Origin of the sequence: Halorubrum rutilum (assembly GCF_042665015.1) — an archaeon.
Classification (GTDB): Archaea; Halobacteriota; Halobacteria; order Halobacteriales; family Haloferacaceae; genus Halorubrum; species Halorubrum rutilum.
This window is the reverse complement of record NZ_JBHTBL010000001.1, coordinates 384,991-404,033: the sequence shown is the minus strand read 5'-3', so window position 1 is coordinate 404,033 and position 19,043 is coordinate 384,991. Positions and strand designations below refer to the sequence as shown.

Sequence of the window (19,043 nt, the reverse complement as noted above, 5' to 3'; positions counted from 1 at the left end):
CAAAGGAACAAGTACGCCGGTTCTAATATTAATAGCCTATTCAGTACTTATGTTACTGATTATATAACTTAATTCAACTCTTGTTGCTAGATTTTGAAGCAGTGATTCTCGTTTGTCAGGTCCAATTAAATAACAAATTGTTAATTAGAATATTTCTGACACATGAAGATACCAGTTCAAGATTTACGATCATAAGCTACTATCTACACAACTATACCAAACGCTGGAACTGCACCTCCAGTTCAGCATTCTGGTTTCTTGCTTGATAAGTTACTGTGATGTCACCTTCAACAGACGGATCGAGATTAATTGTAAACAAGCCAGTTCCACTAATCGTTCCGGTACCAATCTCACCATTCGTATCGCTCACCGTCACATCAACTCCACTGCCTTGGAAAGACGACCCGCTACCTACCTGAATCTCAAGAGTATAATCACCAGCAGGAACATTCTCAGTTGTAGTCGTCACATCAAATGATTGTTTATCTGAACCGCTAGTTACCCCTTGCAACAATGCTTCGTTTCCATCATCAGCTTGCATATTCTCGAAGTCAGACAGAGTACCGGCATCTGCAGTACCACTTGACGGGTACAGTGTAGTTGTCCCACCACCATCACCACCATCGGCTCCACCATCGCCACCATCGGTTCCACCATCGCCACCATCGGTTCCACCATCGCCACCAGTCCCGCCGCCGTTCTGTGTCGGATCCTCAGGTGCTTCCTGTACGCCAACTGTATCAACCGTTAGGTTCTCAGCAGTCGTACTGAGTTCCAAGTCGTAGATGTCGTCGTTGTTGTCGTCCGTAACGCTAACGTAGGCATCTTTGCTTGTGATGTTCGTCTTGTTTTCCCAGTCGCTCTCGCTCAGCCGTGTAGGAATAGTAATAGTAAGCGGCCCATCGGGAATTTCATCTGTGGGACTTACAGCCGGCTGAAGTTCTACTGTGACCCGGCCAGTCCCGCTCCGGCGAAATTCTCTTTGAAGCGCCACGATAGTTACTTTTTCTTCATTATCAACGAGCTCTTGACCCTCGATCACCGCGATTCCGCCTCCTTCCTCGCTAGCGTCAACGTAGAGCACGGAAGCGTCGTACCACGTCGGCGACTGATCGATTTCGTTGTAGCCCGGCTGGTACTGGAGGAATCGCGTCGGAATCGTCACGGTCCCCTCTGGCGTGCCGTTCGAGATGGTGATAGGTGGTGCCTCAACGGTCCGTATCGTCCCAGCCGGCGCTGGCGGATTAATCGCAAACAGGCGAGTCGAGTAACTGGTCCCCAGTCGAACCGTCTGATACTGCGGCCGGTCGGTGCTCCCCGCCTGCAAGATCCCCGCCCTGAGCTCGACGAGGTCGTTCCGGACCTCCTCGAAGTGCTGGAACTCGACCTGTGCGTTCTGCTGCGGCACGATCTGGACCTGATACAGCGAGAGCGCGAGGATCAAGAACCCAAAGAGGATCACGGTCCCGATCACGACCGACTGGCCTCGACGGTCGCGACTGAAGCGCATTGTGAGCCATCGGCGCCGCGCGGGTATAAAATCCTCCGTCCACCGTCTCAGTCGCGATAACCGACGGCGACGCGGTCGGGCGCGGTTCATCGCCCCGACTCAGTCGTTCTCGTCTGTTTTCCGCCACGCGGTCAACCGCGTCGACGCGACGACCGCGGAGCCCACGAACCCACAGAAGAGGCGGCATGCGTCCGAAGCTGAGGGACATAGCAGCGAGCGGCGTGACGAGGAGGAACGTGACGACGAGGGCGCCGAGACCCGGCGCGAGATCGACGGCGCCGTCCGGGTCGGTCACGCCCGAGCCGGCGCTTTCGGACGGTAAGCCCGGCGATCGCCCGAGCGTTGCGGATCGGTTGAGACCCGGACTACGAGGATCCTACCCGGTCAGTAAATTGTATAGCGCGATATAAAATTTGTCTCGCACTGCCGACCCCGCCCTCCGACCGGTCCGTTTTTGCGCGCGGCGCGTGGACCCGCTCGCATGGCGAAACAGCCGCACCTGCTGGTCGAGGAGGGCGACGTCCACGAGATCGCGGTCATCCCGGGCGACCCGGGGCGCGTCGACCGGATCGCGGACATCTGTGACGACAGCGAGCTCGTCGCGCGGAACCGCGAGTACAAGGTCGTCAACGCGAGCTACGAGGGGACCGACCTCACGATCTGCTCGACCGGGATCGGCTGTCCGTCGGCCGCGATCGCGGTCGAGGAGCTCTCGCGGGTCGGCGTCGAGACGTTCCTCCGGTGCGGCACCTGCGGCGCGTTACAGGCCGAGATGGAGGTCGGCGACATGGTGGTCGCGACGGGCGCGGCCAAGGAGGAGGGGACGAGCAAGCGCTACGAGTCCGCGAACTACCCCGCGGTCCCGGCCTACGACGCGCTGCGCGAACTCGTCGACGCCGCGGAGGAGAACGGCGAGGACGTCCACGTCGGCCCGATCGTCTCCGACGACGCGTTCTACAACGAGAGCGACGCGTACGTCGACGACTGGAACGACGCGAACCTGCTCGCGATCGAGATGGAGGCCGCGACCGTCTTCGCGCTGGCACGCCGTAAGGGGCTCCGGGCCGGGGCGATCTGCACCGTCGACGGCAACCTCGTCGCGGGCACGCAGAAGGGTGCGGACTCCGACGACGAACTCCCGGCGAAGGCGAAGGACAACGTCGAACGCGCGATCCGGATCACGCTGAACGCGGTCACCGCGCTGTAAGGGAACGGCGCGGCGGCGGCCGCGGGGTCGCGGTTACTCGTCTTCCGCCCGGAACTCCACCAGCGTCAGGTCCCGGTCGAGCGCGCAGGTGTCGTGGGGCGGCTCGCCGAGCACCTGGTCGATGACGCGCTCGTCGTCGAAGTCGGCGCCGTCGGGGACGCAGTACCCGTGGCTCGGGCATTCGGTGTGGGGGCACGGGCCGGCGAGCGAGACGCGGCTGCCGGCGTACGCCTGCTTCGACGGGACGTTCGCGGGGACGGGCGCGGGCTCGACCTCGACCGCCCGGACGCCGGCGTCGTGGACGGCGCAGTCGAGGACCTGCGCGTTCTCGCGGATCCCCGTCACGCGGTAGCGGGTCCCCTCGGAGAGGTTGAGACACTGGCCCCGGTAGGGGCAGCCCTCGCAGTCGGGCGACTCCCCCTCGTAGACGAACTCGCGCCCCGTGTCCGCGAGCCGCGTGCCGATGAGCGTGACCGTGGTCATGGGCGACACGACGCCCCGCGACGCCGTAAGCCTCCCGCCTCGCGGGTGATCTCCGCGGTTCCGGAGCACCGCGGGCCCAGAGCACCGCGGTCCGGGGAGCCGAGCGCGAACGGACCGGAGGGCAAGACACATCCCCGGGCCCCGGCAACGACGACCGAACGAATGATCGCGGCGCTCGCGCGGGAGGCGAAACGGGAGGCCGAGGCGGCGAACGAGCGGCGCGTCCTCGTCCTCGCCGGCGACCGCGACCGCGGGATCGACGCGGCCTACGACGCGATCGAGGCAGTCGAGGACGGGGGCAGGGGCGGGTCGACCGCCGTCGTCTCGACCCGCGAGGGGTTCCGGTTCGAGGAGCATCGCCCCCGGAACGCGGACGAGCTGCTCGGGCGCACCCGCGAGGTCGTGGTCCTGGACTGCCACGAGCGGTTCGTCCCGAACGCGCTCGGGCGGTGCGTCGGCGCGGTCGACGGCGGCGGCCTCCTCGTCCTCCTGACGCCGGCGCTCGACGACTGGCCGTCGGTCCGCGACCGCTTCGACGACTCGCTGGCGGTCTCGCCGTACGAGGTCGGCGACGTGACCGGCCGGTTCCGCGAGCGGTTCGTCGACACCCTGCGGGCGCACCCGGGGATCGCGATCGTCTCCCTCGGTGCGGACGGGCCCGAGGGCGACGCCGTCGAGCGCGACGGGCTGACGGGAGAAACCGCGACGGGGAGCGACGCGGTCGGGAGACCGACCGCCCCGCCGGACGCGACGTTTCCCGCCGCGACGTACGAGACGTGTCTCACGACCGACCAGGCCCGAGCGGTGCGGGCGTTCGAATCGCTCGCGACGCCCGGCAACGCGGTCGTCGTCGAGGCGGACCGCGGGCGGGGGAAGTCGAGCGCGGCCGGGCTCGCGGCCGGCGCGCTCGCGCTCGCCGGCGCCGACGTGCTCGTCACGGCGCCCGCCTTCCGAAACGCCGCGGAGGTGTTCGCGCGGGCGGGCGAGCTGATCGAGTCGAGAGGCGTCGACGGCGGCGAGACCGCCGCGGGGGGCGGAGCCCGCCGCATCGACGCGCCGGGCGGCGGTCGCGTGCGATACCGCTCGCCCGCCGAGGCCGCGGAGCTGCCCGGCGACCCGGACGTCGCGGTCGTCGACGAAGCGGCCGCGCTCCCGGTGCGGCTGCTGGAGGCGTTCCTCGACGGGTCGCTCTCGGTCGCGTTCTGCACGACCGTCCACGGCTACGAGGGCGCGGGCCGCGGCTTCGCGATCCGGTTCCGCGAGCGCCTGCTCGACGGGCCGCTCGCGGTGCGGGACGTCCGCCTCGACGAGCCGATCCGGTACGCGCGGAACGACCCGGTCGAGGCGTGGGCGTCGCGGGCGCTCCTGCTCGACGCGCGGCCGGCGGTCGACGAGGCGGTCGCGGGGACGACGGTCGACGAGGCGACGTACCGCGCGCTCGCGCCGGACGACCTGCTCGCGGACGAGGCCCTGCTCGGCGAGGCGTTCGGGCTGCTGGTCGCCGCCCACTACCGCACCGAGCCGAACGACCTCGCGCGACTGCTCGACGCGCCGAACCTCTCGGCGCGGGCGCTGGTCGCCGAGGGGCGGGTCGTCGCGGTCGCGCTGCTCGCGCGCGAGGGCGGGCTCGACGCCGAGACGCGCCGGGCGATGTACGAGGGCGAGCGCGTCCGCGGCAACATGGTGCCGGACGTGCTCACGAGCCAGCTCCGCGACGAGGACGCCGCGGGGCCGCGCGGGCTCCGGACCGTGCGGATCGCGACCCACCACGCCGTCAGGGACGAGGGGTTCGGGTCCCGGCTGCTCGACGAGGTCCACGCCGAGTTCGGCGCGGCGGTCGACTACTTCTCGGTCGGCTACGGCGCGACGCCGCGCCTCCTCCGGTTCTGGGACCGGGCGGGCTACCGGACCGTCCACCTCTCGACCTCGCGCAACGACGCCTCCGGCGAGCACTCGGCGATCATGCTCCGCCCGGAGACCGAGGCCGGCCGCGACCTCCTCGCCCGCCACGCCGCCGCCTTCCGGGACCGCGAGCGCGACGGGCTCTCGGACGCCCACCGCGACGTCGATCCCGACGTGGTCGTCGGGGCGCTCCGCGCCTGCTCGGCCTCGGTTCCCCTCGACCTGACCGAGACCGAGTGGCGCTCCGTCGTCGGCGCGTCGTTCGGTCCGGGGATGTACGACAGCGCGCCGGGCGCGTTCCGGGACCTCGCGATGGCGGCGCTGGTCGGGGGGAGCGACCTCGACCAGCGGGAGGAGCGTCTCCTCGTCAGGAAGGTGTTGCAGGGCCGCCCGTGGGAGTCGGTCGCCGACGGGCTCGGCTACGTCTCGACGGCCGCCTGCATGCGCGCGCTCGGCGACGCGTACGAGCCCCTCGTCGAGCGGTACGGGACCGAGTTCGCGCTCCGAGAGTGGGAGCGGTTTATCAGCGACTGACGGGAGTGCAGCTAGCGTATATAGATGAGTCGCGGTGGCGCGTGCCGGTGAGCGGCCGACAGGCCGCGAACCGCACGCGCGAGGGACGCCGCGAGCGCAGCGAGCGGCGAGGCTGGGGAGGTACGAGGTGCGGTTGCGGTGCCGTACGGATGGGACTCAAAGGGGCAGCCGGGAGGCGGGCGCAGGCGATGCAAGCACCGGAAGGAGCGAACGAAGTGAACGACTGAGGAGCGCAGCGAGCGTGCGCCCGCCTCCCGGCTGGGGCTTTGGAGGTCTTAACCGCACCGGCGATAGCAACGACGTACAACCGAGCGGCTGGGGCTTTGTCGGTGTTCGTCGGAGATCCGACATCGACCTTTATAAACGAACGACGACGGCGACGACGAGCGCCCCCACTGCACCGAACCCGACCGATCAGATCCGGTTCTCGCGGCCGGGATCGACGTCGATCGCGTCGACGGGACAGACGTCCACGCACAGCATGCAGTCGATACACTGGTCCTCGTCGGCCGGGTTCGCCTTGCGCTCCGACTCGGGGTGGCCGGGCGTGTCGACCCACTCGAACACGTCGACCGGGCAGTCCTCCAGACAGGCGCCGTCGGCGAGGCAGATGTCGAAGTCGACGGCGACGTGCGTGCCGCGGATCCCCTGCTTCTCCGGCGGCTCGACGGGCCCCCAGACGGCGACGCCGTCCTCCTCGCCGACCTGCTCCCGGCTCTGTTCGAAGTTCGGATCGATGGCCATCGTTGCCCCCGCTTCGCCGGTCGCGGGTTTAAACTCCGCGACGAAGGCGTTCGGTCGGCCCGCGCTCGCGTCGGCCCGCACCCGCCTCGGTCCGGACGCGATGCCGCGGCCTACGGGTGCGCGTAGTACGCCAGCAGGTCCTCGGAGCCGTCGGGGCCGTCCTCCTCGTCTGTCGCCGCGGGCTCGAACGCGTCGATCCGAGCGAAGCCGACGCGCTCGAACTGGACGACTGCGTCGGGGTCGACGTCGGCGACCGCGGGCTCGGCGACCCCTCGCACGTCGCCGTCGACCGTCCGCATGAGCGTGTCGAGCCCCTCGTCGACCGGCGCCCAGTGGATCACGTCCACGTCGCCGTCGCGGACCACCTCGATGTCGGCGTCGGCGAAGACCAGCTCGTCGCCCGCGTACCGGACGCAGCCGTACCCCTTGAGCCAGACGCGCTCGCCCTCGGGCGGGAGGTCCGGCGACTCGACCGCGACCCGCCCGGCGGGAACCTCGCGGTCGCCGCGGTCGGGGTGGTCGGGGTGGAGCGGCGGGCGGCCGGCCGCGGGCGCGGGGGCGTCGCCGTCGACGACCGGCAGCTCCACGGCGGGCGCGTCCGCTCGGTCGCGGACGAAGAAGTACCGGTTCGCCTCGTCGTCGACCAGGTCGCGGTTGTTCGCGTAGACGGACGACATCGCGAGGTCGACGTCGGAGGTGGACATCCCCAGCTCCGTCATCGAGTCGACGAGGGCCCGCCCCCGAATGCCGCGGCGGCGCATCGACCGGATCGTCGGCGCGCGCGGGTCGTCCCACCCCGTCAGCTCGCCGTTTTCGATGAGCTCCTTGATCGTCGAGGTGGAGAGCGTCACGTCGTACTCGTCGACCTGGACGTGGCCCCAGTGGAGCACCTCGGGGTACTCCCAGCCGAAGTAGTCGTAGACGAACCGCTGGCGCTTCGCGGAGTCCTGCAGGTCGATGCCGCGGATGATGTGCGTGACGCCCGTGAGGTGGTCGTCGACGCCCGACTGGAAGTCCAGCATGGGCCAGCAGCGGTAGTCGCTGGCTTCCTCGCGCGGGTGCGGCGTGTCGATCAGCCGGAAGGCGACCCAGTCGCGCAGCGCGGGGTTCTTATGTTCGATATCGGTTCGGACCCGGAGGACCATCTCGCCGGCCGAGTAGTCGCCGTCGACCATGGCGTCGAACTCCTCGCGGACCGTCTCGGCGTCCTTCTCGCGGTGCGGACACGCCTCCCCGGCGTTCTTCAGCTCGGAGAACGCCTCGCCGGGACACGAGCAGGTGTACGCGCCCCCCAGGTCGATCAGCTCGCGGGCGTGGTCGTAGTAGGTCTCCAGCCGGTCCGACGCCTTCAGCACGCGGTCGGCCTCGAAGCCGAGGTACGCGATGTCCTCCAAGATGGCGTCGTACGCGTCGAGGTCGGGCCGCTTCGTCTCCGGGTCGGTGTCGTCGAACCGGCAGATGAACTCGCCGTCGTACCGCTCCTTGTACGTCCCGATGACGGCGGGCATCCGGGCGTGGCCGACGTGCCAGGGGCCGTTCGGGTTCGGCGCGGCGCGCATCACGACCGCGCCGTCCTCGGCGTTCGGGAGGTCGGGGAGGACGCGGTCGTCGTCCTCGTCGTCGGCCTCCAGCTCCGCGAGCCGGTCGGGCGCGAGCTCGCCGAGCCGCTCGCGGCGCTCGGCCTCGTCCATGTCGGCGACCCGGTTCACGACCGGCGCGACGATCCCGGGAATCTCGTCGCCGTGCGGTCGGAACTCGGGGTGCTCCCCCATCAGGGGCCCCATGATGGCGCCCACGTCCGGGTCGCTGCCGTGTTTGAGCGCGTTGAACAGCGCGGCGGCCTCGCCGGCCGCCTCGACGCGCTCGCGGAGTTCGTCGTCCATGCCCGTCGGTTGTCGGGGTCGGCTCAAAAGCGCCGCGGAACGACGGCCCGCGGGAGGCCGCCGCCCGGGGCGCGAACGGGGACGGAGGGACGACCGCGGCGGGGCCGCGGGGGAGGGGCCGCGGGTAGGGGTAGTCGAACACAGCGCGCGGACGAACTTAAACGACCGAGACCGTTCACGGCTCGACGGACGCGTTCGGGTGGGATTACGACCGTGAACGGTCGAGAGGCTTATCATGCCGGAGCCGCGACCCGTGCGGTCGCGGTTCGCCGGGTTGATGTCGCGTCGCGCCGTTGGTGACGCATGAACACGGGAGCGACTCGGGGCGCCCTCCGGCCGGCGGAGGGGTCGGCGTGGTAGGACCCATGTCGGACGCGGAGCGCGACGCGGGGAACCGCAAGATCAAGCTCGGCTTCCTCCTCCTGGTGGCCGTCTCGCCGCCCCTCATCGCGCTCCAGTGGAACCCGACGCCGCTGGAGCTGCTCGCCGCCCTCGGCGGCGGACTCCTGTTGGGGCTGCTGTTCGTGTGGTACCTCGGCCGGCTCGCGGGCGAGTTCACCGGCGGGTCGCGGCGACCGGGACGACGCCGGTAGGACCCGGCAAGCCCCGGGCCCGTCTCGGACTCACTCCCCGTCCGTCCGCAGGGGGGTCCCAGCGCCGACGGCGACGACCTCGCCCGCGCGGTCGCCGGCGACGGACCGGGACGACGACAGCGGCGAGACGCTCACCTCGCCCTCGACCGCCGCGAGCCGGTCCGAACCCGGGTCGTCGGCGACGTCGCCGCGGAGGAACTCCCGCCAGAACCGATCGCGGAGCTCCATCCCCATCTCGCCGCGCCGCTCGCCGAACTCCCACCCCTCGGGGACGTCCTCCGCCTCCGGCCCCTCCTCGCCCGGGCGGAACTCGATCACGTCGAAGCCGCGCGCGGGCTCCGTGATCCGATAGGTCGGGTCGCTCGCGGCCTCGTCGTCCGCGGCCGGCGCGTTGACGTTCAACACGTCGGCGCCGAACGGGAGCGCGACCGAGTCGCCGCTGTCGCCGTCACTCGCGTCGTCCCCCTCCGCGCGGTCGAGCAGGTCGAGGACCGCCTCGGCGGCGAGCGCGAAGTCCTCGGCGTCGAGCGTCGGCGGTACGGGCAGGTTCCCGCGGTCGTACAGCGAGACGGCGACCGCGGGCGTGCCGAGGAAGGCGGCCTCCATCGCGGCGCCGACCGTCCCGGACTGCCCGAGGATGTGCGCGCCGATGTTCGGCCCGTGATTGCAGCCGGAGACGACGACGTCCGGGTCGAGCCCGAGCGCGACCTCGGCGACGGCGACGCAGTCGGCGGGCGTGCCCTCGACCGCGTAGCCGGCGTCCGTCTCCGCGTACTCCACGGTGGTCTCCCACCACGACCGGGCGCCGCCGACCCCGGACTGGTTCCGCTTCGGCGCGACGACCGTCACGTCGTGCTCGCGCGAGAGCGCGTCCGAGAGCGCCCGGATCCCGACGGCGTCGATCCCGTCGTCGTTGGTGAGGAGGATCTCGAGGGTCATGGGCGACACTGCGGCGGGCCGGGGGAAAACGTCGCCGGTCGCGGGCGATGAGACGGACGAGGGATCCGACGCGGGAACCGGCAGGCGTCGGGCGGGTGGTACTCCGGGGCGGTCAGCGGGAGGAGAGCGGCGGAGCGGGGATCGTCGAGCGCGGAGCGACGGGCGCCGGCGGCGGTCGGTCGACGTCGGCGGTCAGTCCGCGGCGACGGTCAGTCCGCGGCGACGTGCGGCGTCGCCTCCGCCAGCTCCAGCACCTCGTCGAAGAAGCCGAGCGAGTCGTGCGGACCGGGGTTCGCCTCGGGGTGGTACTGGCGGGTGATGACGTCGAGCTCCTCGCTGTCGAGCCCCTCGACGGTGTCGTCGTTGACGTTCACCTGCGTCACCTCCAGCGGACCGGTGTCGTCGACGGTGTAGCCGTGGTTCTGCGTCGTCATCACGACCTTGTCAGTGCGGAGGTCCTTGACTGGCTGGTTGACGCCGCGGTGGCCGAACATCATCTTCTCGGTCGAGCCGCCGAGCGCGCTCGTGATCACCTGCTGGCCGAGGCAGATGCCGGCCATCGGCAGCTCGCCGGCGAACTCGTCGACGACCGCCTTGGCGGCGGCGAAGTTCTCCGGGTCGCCCGGGCCGTTCGAGACGAAGAGCACGTCGGGCTCGACGGCGGCCACGTCCTCGGGGGTCGCGTCGTACGGGAGCACGTGGACGTCGGCCCCGCGCTCGGTGAGCGAGGAGATGATCGAGCCCTTCGCGCCGCAGTCGAGCATCGCGACGTCGGCGGCGCCGCCGCCCTCGTGGACGGTCGGCTCCGACACCGACACCTGCGCGCCGATGTCGGTGTGCGCGCTCATCGGCTCGCACGCCTCCATCTCCGCGACCGCGTCGTCGGGGGTCGCGTCCGGGCCGGCGGCGATCCCGCAGGCCATCGCGCCCTCCTCGCGGACGGTCGTGACGATCTCGCGGGTGTCGACGTGGTCGACGGCCGGGACGCCCTCGCCGGCGAGCCACTCGGCGACGTCGTCGGTCAGCTCGCGGGCGATCGCCGCGCGCGGCTGGACCGACTCGGACTCGAACCGCTCGGTTCGGACGCCGTAGTTCCCGATCAGGGGGTACGAGAAGGTGAGGATCTGTTCGGCGTAGGAGGGGTCGGTGAGCGACTCCTCGTAGCCGGTGTACGCGGTCGTGAACACCAGTTCGCCACGGGTGCGCCCCGGCGCGCGGGCGCGCGCTTCGAGCACGCGTCCGTCGGCCAGCGCGATATAGGCGTCCGACATTACGAGAAACGTACGCGTAAAGGGTAATAAATGCGTCGTTCGTAGATTCGTTACGATATTCGTAACGAGTAAGTCGCCGGGGGGAGTAGGTCGGGTATGGACGACCTCGACCGTCGGATCCTCTCGATCCTGCGACGGGACGCGCGGACCCCCTACACGGAGATCGCGGACCGCGTCGGCACCTCGGAGGGGACGGTGCGCAACCGCGTCGACCGCATGACCGAGGAGGGGATCATCGAGCGGTTCACCGTCACGACCCGCACGGGCAACGTGAAGGCGATGATCGAGATCTCGGTGGAGATGAACGTCGACACCGCCGCCGTCGGCGAGCGCATGGTCGAGTGGGAGGAGGTGGACTTCGTCTGGCAGGTCTCGGGCGAGGACGACGTCGTGCTCGTCGTCGACGCGGTCGACACGCGCGCCGTCAACGAGCTGATCTCGCAGGCCCGGGAGATGGACGAGGTGAAGTCGACGAAGACGCGGCTCATCCTCGACGAGCGGCTCGGGTGATCGGTTCGACCCGTCGATTCGGCTTATCGCCTCGATCGGCCGAGCGGCGCCGTCGCTGACGGGCTGAAAAGAACGGGAGAATTCGAGCGAGCGGCGCTCGCGCGCCCGTGCGTCCGTCGGAAGCGGCGGCCGCGACGCGTCTATTCGAGCGTGCCCTGAGTGACGAGGGTGTCGTCCTCCAGGTAGTGCTCGATGTGGTGGCCGTGCTCCTCGACGTCCTTGAGGGTGTCACGGAGCAGCTCCTCGGTGTTGTAGTCGCCGAGGTTGTTGGCGAGCTGGATGTGCTCCCGGAGCATCTCCGTGATGTCGCCGAACAGCTCCAGGTCGTTCTCCAGCGACGTCCGGATGTCGTAGGAGTCGGCGTCCTCCGGGCTCACCGGGGCGTGCTCCTCGTAGTTCGCGCCGCCCGACAGCGGCACGCCGCCGAGCGCCTGCGCGCGCTCGGCGAGCACGTCCGCGCCCTCTTCGAGGTCCGCCGCGACCTCGCCGAGGTAGACGTGGATGTCGCGGAACTCGGCGCCCTCGACGAGCCAGTGGTGCTTCTTGATCTGGTGGTAGAGGACGTACGTCGCCGCGAGGTCGGTGTTGAGCGCGTCGACGAGCTGCTCGGCCTTCTCCTCGGGAACGCGGAGCGCTTCGCTCTCGTGAACGTCTCCGTAGCGTTGACGTGCCTCTTTCTGGGTACTCATGTCTACCTCTGCGTACGCGCGTGGGGCACTTAACTGTTTCCACGATGGTAAGCAGAGTTTGGTATATAGAAAATTATTTTTTCATAGTACCCATGTCGCCCGCCACGTCGAGGGGATCGGCGCACGCGGTCCGGTCCGAGATCGCCGTCGGTCCCGCTCGCGGAGGCGTCCGGTGAGACGAGGTCGCCCACGCCGGGACCGCTCCCCGTCCGACGGCGCGCCGGTCCGCCCGCGAAGGGAAACGTCTTAATGGACTACGCGCGCAGTTCGTGGTGTATGAGCAACGGCGACGACGACCCGGCCGACGCCTCCGAGGAGGCCGACGCCGCGGACGACGCGGAGGCGGACGCCGGCGAGTCGACGGACGCGGCCGCCGCGCCGGCGCGTCCCGACGAAGCGACCGAGGAGTCCCTGAACGAGTACCTCGACGAGATCGCGGCGCTCCTCGACGACGCCGAGACCGAGGCGGACCTCGACGACGTCGACGCCCTCCTCGACGACGCCGAGGCGGGGATCGCGGAGGCCGACCTCCCCGAGCCCGACGAAGACGACGAGGACGCCGACGACCCGCGCGGCGACCTCGAAGCCCGGGTCGCCGAGCTGCGCGAGGGCGTCGAGGCGGCGCGCGGCCCGTACGCCGAGGACGTCGTCGACGCGATCGAGGGTGCCGAGGCGACGCTCGAAGGGACCGAGTGGACCGCCGCCGGCCGCGACGACGCGGCCGACGCGGTGAGCGCCTTCGTCGAGGCGGCCGCCGACGCGGTCGACGACGAGGTGGACGCGGACGCGATCGAGACGGACCCGGACGCAGGCGACGGGAGCGACGACAGTGCGGGCGACGAGAGCGGCGACGACGCGGCGGCCGACGCTTCCGACGCCCCCGAGGAGGACGAGACCGACGAAACGAGCGACGACGACCGGGTCGCCGCGCTCGTCGCCGCCCTCGACGCCGTCGCGGCGGGCGTCGCGGACGCCGCCCTCGACCCCGACGACGACGCGGCGGCCATCGCCGCGCTCATCGAGGCGACGGACGAGCTGGAGGCCGCGCTCGACGACGCCGAGGAGTGGGACGACCTGGAGACCCACGAGCAGCTCCGCGCGCAGGGGTACTACGACGTGCTCGGTCACTACAAGGACTTCCCGGTGGAGTGGGCCGCGCTGAAGGAGCACGAGACGCGCGGCAACGTCGACATGATCCTGCTCGCGCTCGACTCGCTCACCTCCGACTTCATGGAGCGCCACTGCCTCGAAGCGTTCGAGCGCATGGGCAAGCGCGGGAAGACCGAGGCCTCCGTGGAGGAGCTGCTCGGCCGCGCGGAGAAGCGCGACCAGTTCGCGATCCGCATCCTCGGGAAGATGGCCGCCGAGGAGGCGACGGAGACCCTCGTGGAGTACGTCCCCGAGGAGTCGAACCCGCAGCTCCAGAAGGCGACGTTCAAGTCGCTCGGCGAGATCGGCGCGAGCGAGGCGGTCCAACCGCTCGCGGACGCGCTCGTCGACGACGACACGGAGGAACTCGTCCGTCCGCACGCGGCGCGCGCGCTCGGGCTCATCGGCGACGCCCGCGCGGTCGACCCGCTCGCGGACGTGCTCGCCGGCGAGGGCTCGGACGACGTGCGCGCCGCGGCCGGCTGGGCGCTCCGCCAGATCGGCACCCGCGAGGCGCTCGAAGCCGTCGCCGAGCACGCCGACGAGCGCTCCTTCCTCGTCTCGACCGAGGGCGAGAAGGCCCGGCGCGCGCTCGACGCGGCGTCGGCGACCGCCTGACCCCGAGGTCCGCTGACCGCGGCCGTCCGACCGTTCTTATGCGATGGCGGGGCCACCGTCCCCGTGTCGCTCGCACCGTCGCGCTCCGCGAACGACCGGGCCGCGAGCCCCTCGGCCGCCGCGAGCGTCGCCGCGGTCGCGATCGGACTGCTGGTCCTGACGGCCGCCGCGCCGGTCGCGGTCGGGGGCGACGCCGGGACCGACCCCGCGGTCGCCGGACCCGACTCCGACGGCCCCGTCGCGCAGTCCGACGGCGGGTCGGAGAACCGAACGGCCGGGGGCGACGGGCCGCGGATCGTCGAGCTGTTCCCGAACCCGACGGCGGCGGAGAACCGGGGCGAGTACCTCGTCGTCCGGCTCCCCGAGCGCGGGAACTGGTCGCTCTCGGACGGGTACTACGACGCCGCGATCCCGGCGAACGCGAGCGGCGTCGTCGCGCTCTCGATGGACCCCGCGAACGCGACGCCGCTGCTCGACGACGAGCCTGCGAGCGCCGACCGCGGGCCGACGGCGCTCCGCGCGCTCGGCGATTACTTCCCCCTCTCGGCGTCCGGCGACCGGATCGAGCTCCGCCGGAACGGGACGGCGGTCGACGTCGTCGCCTACGAGAGCGCGCCCGAGGGCCAGCGCTGGCGCGCCGACTGGGGCGAGTGGCGACCGCGGGGGTACGACCCGCGGCCCGCGGTCCGGACCGCGGACGCGACCGTGACCCCGTTCGTGTTACCGGACAGTCCGGGGCGGCCCGTCGAGCCGCTCCGCGAGGCCGAGGACCGCCTGCTGCTCGCCGGCTACATGCTGGGGTCGGAGCGCGTCGTCGACCTGCTCGTCGCCGCCGCCGACCGCGGCGTCGAGGTGCGCGTCCTCGTCGAGGGGTCGCCGGTCGGGGGGTTCTCGGCGCGGAGCGCGCGCCTCCTCGACCGGGTCGCCGCCGCCGGCGTCGAGGTCCGCGTCCTCGACGGCGACGCCGAGCGGTTCCGCTTCCACCACGCGAAGTACGCCGTCGCGGACGACCGCGCCGTGGTCCTCACGGAGAACTGGAAGGCGTCGGGCACCGGCGGCCGGACCAACCGCGGGTGGGGCGTCGTCACCGGGACGCCGCGGTCCGCGACCGCCGGCGCGACGGCCGCGGACGACCTCGCCGCCCTGTTCCGCGCCGACGCCGCGGCGCCGGACGCGCGGCCGTGGAAGGCGTTCCGCGCCGACGCCGAGTTCCACGACGGAGGCGCCGCGAACGGGAGTTACCCGACCCGGTTCGAGGCGCCCGATCCGAGGGCCGCGGACGTCGAGCTCCTGACGACGCCCGGAAACGCCGCCGACCGGCTGGTCGCGCGGATCGACGCCGCCGACGACCGCGTGTTGGCGCTGGTCCCGCGGACCGGCGGCCCGGACAACCGGCTCGTCCGGGCGCTCCGGCGGGCCGCCGACCGCGGCGTCGACGTCCACCTGCTGCTGTCGAACGCGTGGTACGACCGGGAGGAGAACCGCGCGCTCGCCGAGGCGCTCGCGGGCGAACCGATCGCGGTCGCCGTCGCGGAGCCGCGCGGCCGGTACGGGAAGGTCCACGCGAAGGGCGTCGTGATCGACGACGCCGCGGTCGTCGGGAGCCTCAACTGGAACGCGGGCGCGGCGACGGAGAACCGAGAGGTGTTGCTCGCGGTCGAGGACGAGACGGTCGCCGACTTCTACGCCCGCGCGTACGCGGCCGACTGGCGCGGCGGCGGAGTCCACCTGCCGGTCGGGTTCGCGGGCGGGCTCGGGGTCGTCGTCGCCGGCGCCGGCCTCGTCGCGTACCGGGAGGTGACGTTCGCGTGACGGGCGCGCGGGGAGCGGGCGACCGGGCGGGGCCGTCTCAGTCGTCGAGCGCGGCCGTCGACGAGAGCGCCTCATCGATCTCCGCCTCGGCCATCTTCTCGACGAGCGCCTCGATGACCGCGCTCCGGCGGCCCTTCACGAACTTGATCGAGCCGACGACGAGGTGGCCGCCGCCGGAGACGCCCGCCTCCGGGAGCTCCTCGTTCAGCTCGGTCACCATGTTCGGGATGTCGAGCCGGACCCCGTCGGACCGGAGCACGCAGAAGTCCGGCCCGTAGCCGATCGTGATGACGGGGTCGCCCGTCTCCCTGACGCGGGTGTCGTGGAGCTCGCCGGTCGTCTTCCCCGGCGCCGGGTAGGTGAACCGGTGGGCGTACTCGTCGAGGTCGATCCGGTAGAGGTGGGCGCCGGAGGCGAGCCGCTCGTGGTCGACGTGGTCGTCGAGCGCGTCGAGCTGTCGGTCGACGTCGCGCTCGGCGCGCTCGGAGAGGAACTCGACCAGCTCCTCGTGGCGCCCTTCGTCCTCGCAGCCCACGTTCAGGGCGTCGTTGACGAGCGTCTTCCCCTCGGAGTAGCGCAGCCAGTGGGCGGCGTAGTCGAGCGCCTCGCCGATGTCGAGCAGGTCGGACTCGTCGTAGCCGGCCTCGGCGGCGAGCGCGACGTAGTCGTCCATCGCCTCCGCCTTCGAGCGGTCGGAGAGCCCGGCGACCGCGGGGACGTGCTCCAGCTCCTCCGTGATGGAGGGGTCGATCAGCCGGGCGAGCTCGACGCACATCATCCCCGTCGTGACCCGGTAGTCCTCGCCGTGGAGGTACGGGTTCACGTGGGCGTCGAGCAGCGGCTCGACCGCCTCGGGATCGGGGTGGTGGTGGTCGACGGCCGCGATGGGGATGTCGTAGTGCGCGAGGTTCTCGTAGGCGGGGACGTCCTCCTCGGTCGACCCGTTGTCGAGCATCAGGAGGAAGGGGAGCTTCTGGCCGTGGCGGGCGCGCCCCTCCAGCGCGAAGTTCAGGTCCCGGGTGACGTCCTCCATCTCGTAGTACGGCGCCTTGCTCGGGAGCCGCTTGAACAGGTGGCGCGCCGCGTCGGGGTCCTCGTGGACCTCCTGAACGAAGTTCTCCAAGGCGAGCTGGACCGGGATCGCGGCGCACATCCCGTCGCCGTCGGCGTGGTGGCGGACGCGGATCGGGCGGCCGGCGAGGACGGTCCGGCGGAGCAGCCGGGCGAGCTCGCGGAGGTCGTCGTGGATCGGTTCGAACGCCTCCCACTCGACGAGCGGGTCGACGTCGGCCGGCGCGGCGCGCTCGTCCAAGGCGGCCTCGAACCGCTCGCGGGCCTCGGCGGCGCGCTCGTCGGGGAGCCGGCGCAGCGAGTCGACCTCCAGCTGGAGGGCGTTCTCGCGGGTCTCGACGGCCCCGCTGACGTGGACCATGTCGCCGACGGAGATCTCCGGGTACGCGCGGACGCCGGCCTCCTCGAAGGCGGCGCAGGAGACGACGCCGGAGGCGTCGGCGACGGCGAAGATCGTCGGACCGCCGGTCTGTTTCGCCTGGACGACCTCGCCCTCGACGGTGACCTCGTCGCCCGGGGAGAGCCCGCGGACGCGAGAGATCGTCGGCTCGTGGGCGACCGCCTCGGTGCGGTAGTCGTCGAGGGGCTCGTCGTCGAACGCGACGTCGCCGTTCTCTTTCACCTCGGTCAGCCGGACGACCAGTCGGTCGCCGACCGCGTAGTCGCCGTCGAGGTTCGACTCGTGGACGAGCCCCGAGAGGGCGTCGGAGACGTCGACGAAGACGCCGTAGTCGACGACGCCGTTGACCTCGGCGTGGTACAGCGCGTCGGTCTCGGCGTCTTCGAGGGTGCAGTCGGGCGCCAGATCGTAGACGGTCGGCCGGTCGTCGGCCGCCCCCTTCGCCGCGGCGGCGTCGGGTTCGGGGCTCGAATCGCCCCGCGTGCCGGAATCCCCGGCGGAGTTCTCGCTCATGTGACGGTATCGGGAACGGCCGGTGTTAAGGCTGTTCTCTCGCGTCTCCGCCCGTCTCGCCGGGCGATCCGGTGCGGGTCGACCCGCCGGGCGCGAGCCCGCGGTCGCGCGGTCCGGAACCCCTATGGGGCGACGGCGCCTTCGCTGGCGTATGCGACTGTTCCGCTCGGACGAGCTCCTCGGGATCGCCCGAGAGACGATGGAGTTCGTCCTCGAAGCGAGCGAGGAGACCCACCCCAACGAGTACATGGGGTTCCTCCGCGCGGACGACGCCCGGAAGCTCGATATCGACCGAGACGGACAGGTGATCACCGACGTGCTCGTCATCCCGGGCACCGAGTCGAGCCCGACGAGCGCGAGCGTGCGGACGCACATGAAGCCGAACGACATGCGGGCCGTGGGGTCCGTCCACTCGCACCCGAACGGGGCGCTCCGACCGAGCGCGGCCGACCTGGCGACGTTCGGGCAGGGGAAGGTGCACATCATCGTCGGGGCGCCGTACGGCTGGGGCGACTGGCGGGCGTTCGACAACGAGGGGAACCGGACGACCCTCGACGTGCTCGACGTCGAGGTGCCCGACGAGCACTTCTTCGACTTCACTCAGGAGGACATCGACGCGGAGATCGTCGAGGAGAGCCGCGACGGCGGCGGCTTCCTCTCGTGGTTCAGATGACGCGGGTCGTCGCGCAGGGGACGTTCGACCTGCTCCACCCCGGCCACGTGCACTACCTCGAAGACGCGGCGGCGCGCGGCGACGAGCTCCACGCCATCGTCGCGCGCCGCGCCAACGTCACCCACAAGCCCGAGCCGATCCTCTGCGCGCGCCAGCGGCGCGACATGGTGGCCGCCCTCGACGCGGTCGACGAGGCGCACCTCGGAGACCCGGAGGACGTGTTCGTCCCCATCGAGCGGCTCGACCCGGACGTGATCGTGCTGGGCTACGACCAGCACCACGACGAGGCGGGGATCGCCGAGGCGCTCGCCGCCCGCGACATCGACTGCCGCGTCGAGCGGGCGTCGGGGCGGGAGCCGCGGTACGACGAGGAGCTGCTCTCCAGCGGCGACATCGTCGAGCGCGTCCTCCGGCGGCGCGGGGGGCCGGGTGAGGGCGGCGAGGGCGGGCGCGGATAACCGGACGACGGCGGCCGGTGAGGCCTCCCGATCCCGGGGGATCCGCCGAAGCGCGGGACATATATGGGTCCGCACCCAACCTCG

The 19,043-nt window shown here is 70.9% G+C and carries 16 protein-coding genes; 8 read left to right on the top strand and 8 right to left on the bottom strand.

What is annotated here, in order from left to right:
• Positions 1-211: 211 nt before the first annotated feature.
• Complete coding sequence (locus ACFQMF_RS02235; RefSeq protein WP_256407481.1) at positions 212-1,510, bottom strand: hypothetical protein; 1,299 nt, start codon at positions 1,508-1,510, stop codon at positions 212-214.
• Between the two features lie 481 nt (positions 1,511-1,991).
• On the opposite strand from ACFQMF_RS02235, the gene ACFQMF_RS02230 reads away from it, so the two are divergent.
• Positions 1,992-2,717 carry a nucleoside phosphorylase gene (locus ACFQMF_RS02230; RefSeq protein ID WP_256407480.1) on the top strand — a complete coding sequence of 242 codons (726 nt, stop codon included), beginning with the start codon at positions 1,992-1,994 and terminating at the stop codon, positions 2,715-2,717.
• Between the two features lie 33 nt (positions 2,718-2,750).
• Here the strand turns inward: ACFQMF_RS02230 and ACFQMF_RS02225 are convergent, their stop codons facing one another.
• Entirely contained in the window at positions 2,751-3,200 is a 450-nt protein-coding gene (locus ACFQMF_RS02225; RefSeq protein ID WP_256407479.1) for a UPF0179 family protein, read from the bottom strand.
• A gap of 162 nt (positions 3,201-3,362) precedes the next feature.
• On the opposite strand from ACFQMF_RS02225, the gene tmcA reads away from it, so the two are divergent.
• Positions 3,363-5,636 (top strand): tRNA(Met) cytidine acetyltransferase TmcA, encoded by a 2,274-nt coding sequence (tmcA, locus tag ACFQMF_RS02220; RefSeq protein WP_256407478.1) that lies wholly within the window; start codon positions 3,363-3,365, stop codon positions 5,634-5,636.
• Positions 5,637-6,050: 414 nt separating this feature from the next.
• Here tmcA and ACFQMF_RS02215 read toward each other — a convergent pair whose 3' ends face one another.
• The gene (locus ACFQMF_RS02215) at positions 6,051-6,380 is read right to left on the bottom strand and encodes a 4Fe-4S dicluster domain-containing protein (protein WP_092567127.1); all 330 of its coding nucleotides are present in this window, start codon (positions 6,378-6,380) and stop codon (positions 6,051-6,053) included.
• 110 nt (positions 6,381-6,490) lie between these two features.
• The gene (locus ACFQMF_RS02210; RefSeq protein WP_256407477.1) at positions 6,491-8,263 is read right to left on the bottom strand and encodes a glutamate--tRNA ligase; all 1,773 of its coding nucleotides are present in this window, start codon (positions 8,261-8,263) and stop codon (positions 6,491-6,493) included.
• Positions 8,264-8,628: 365 nt separating this feature from the next.
• Here ACFQMF_RS02210 and ACFQMF_RS02205 point away from each other — a divergent pair, with 365 nt between their 5' ends.
• Positions 8,629-8,856: a hypothetical protein gene (locus ACFQMF_RS02205; protein WP_256407811.1), complete on the top strand. Its 228-nt coding sequence runs from the start codon at positions 8,629-8,631 to the stop codon at positions 8,854-8,856.
• A gap of 30 nt (positions 8,857-8,886) precedes the next feature.
• Here the strand turns inward: ACFQMF_RS02205 and surE are convergent, their stop codons facing one another.
• Positions 8,887-9,795: a 5'/3'-nucleotidase SurE gene (surE, locus tag ACFQMF_RS02200; RefSeq protein WP_256407476.1), complete on the bottom strand. Its 909-nt coding sequence runs from the start codon at positions 9,793-9,795 to the stop codon at positions 8,887-8,889.
• Positions 9,796-10,004: 209 nt separating this feature from the next.
• Positions 10,005-11,066: a glutamine-hydrolyzing carbamoyl-phosphate synthase small subunit gene (gene carA / locus ACFQMF_RS02195; RefSeq protein WP_256407475.1), complete on the bottom strand. Its 1,062-nt coding sequence runs from the start codon at positions 11,064-11,066 to the stop codon at positions 10,005-10,007.
• A 96-nt stretch (positions 11,067-11,162) separates the two neighbouring features.
• On the opposite strand from carA, the gene ACFQMF_RS02190 reads away from it, so the two are divergent.
• Entirely contained in the window at positions 11,163-11,576 is a 414-nt protein-coding gene (locus ACFQMF_RS02190; protein WP_256407474.1) for an Lrp/AsnC family transcriptional regulator, read from the top strand.
• A 140-nt stretch (positions 11,577-11,716) separates the two neighbouring features.
• Here the strand turns inward: ACFQMF_RS02190 and dpsA are convergent, their stop codons facing one another.
• Positions 11,717-12,265 carry a DNA starvation/stationary phase protection protein DpsA gene (gene dpsA / locus ACFQMF_RS02185; protein ID WP_256407473.1) on the bottom strand — a complete coding sequence of 183 codons (549 nt, stop codon included), beginning with the start codon at positions 12,263-12,265 and terminating at the stop codon, positions 11,717-11,719.
• A 276-nt stretch (positions 12,266-12,541) separates the two neighbouring features.
• On the opposite strand from dpsA, the gene ACFQMF_RS02180 reads away from it, so the two are divergent.
• Positions 12,542-14,032, top strand: a complete 1,491-nt coding sequence (locus tag ACFQMF_RS02180; protein ID WP_303654641.1) for a HEAT repeat domain-containing protein — start codon at positions 12,542-12,544, stop codon at positions 14,030-14,032.
• 63 nt (positions 14,033-14,095) lie between these two features.
• Positions 14,096-15,844, top strand: a complete 1,749-nt coding sequence (locus tag ACFQMF_RS02175; protein WP_256407472.1) for a phospholipase D-like domain-containing protein — start codon at positions 14,096-14,098, stop codon at positions 15,842-15,844.
• A gap of 37 nt (positions 15,845-15,881) precedes the next feature.
• On the opposite strand, the gene ACFQMF_RS02170 is transcribed toward ACFQMF_RS02175, so the two are convergent.
• Positions 15,882-17,828, bottom strand: coding sequence for a DHH family phosphoesterase (locus ACFQMF_RS02170; protein ID WP_256407471.1), 1,947 nt, complete (start codon positions 17,826-17,828; stop codon positions 15,882-15,884).
• Between the two features lie 151 nt (positions 17,829-17,979).
• Between ACFQMF_RS02170 and ACFQMF_RS02165 the strand changes: the two genes are divergently transcribed.
• Together ACFQMF_RS02165 and ACFQMF_RS02160 are read left to right on the top strand one after the other, a co-directional pair.
• Positions 17,980-18,501, top strand: a complete 522-nt coding sequence (locus tag ACFQMF_RS02165; protein WP_256407470.1) for a Mov34/MPN/PAD-1 family protein — start codon at positions 17,980-17,982, stop codon at positions 18,499-18,501.
• Positions 18,498-18,959: an FAD synthase family protein gene (locus ACFQMF_RS02160; RefSeq protein ID WP_256407469.1), complete on the top strand. Its 462-nt coding sequence runs from the start codon at positions 18,498-18,500 to the stop codon at positions 18,957-18,959. Before ACFQMF_RS02165 ends, ACFQMF_RS02160 begins: the two co-directional genes overlap by 4 nt.
• The last annotated feature ends 84 nt before the right edge of the window (positions 18,960-19,043 follow it).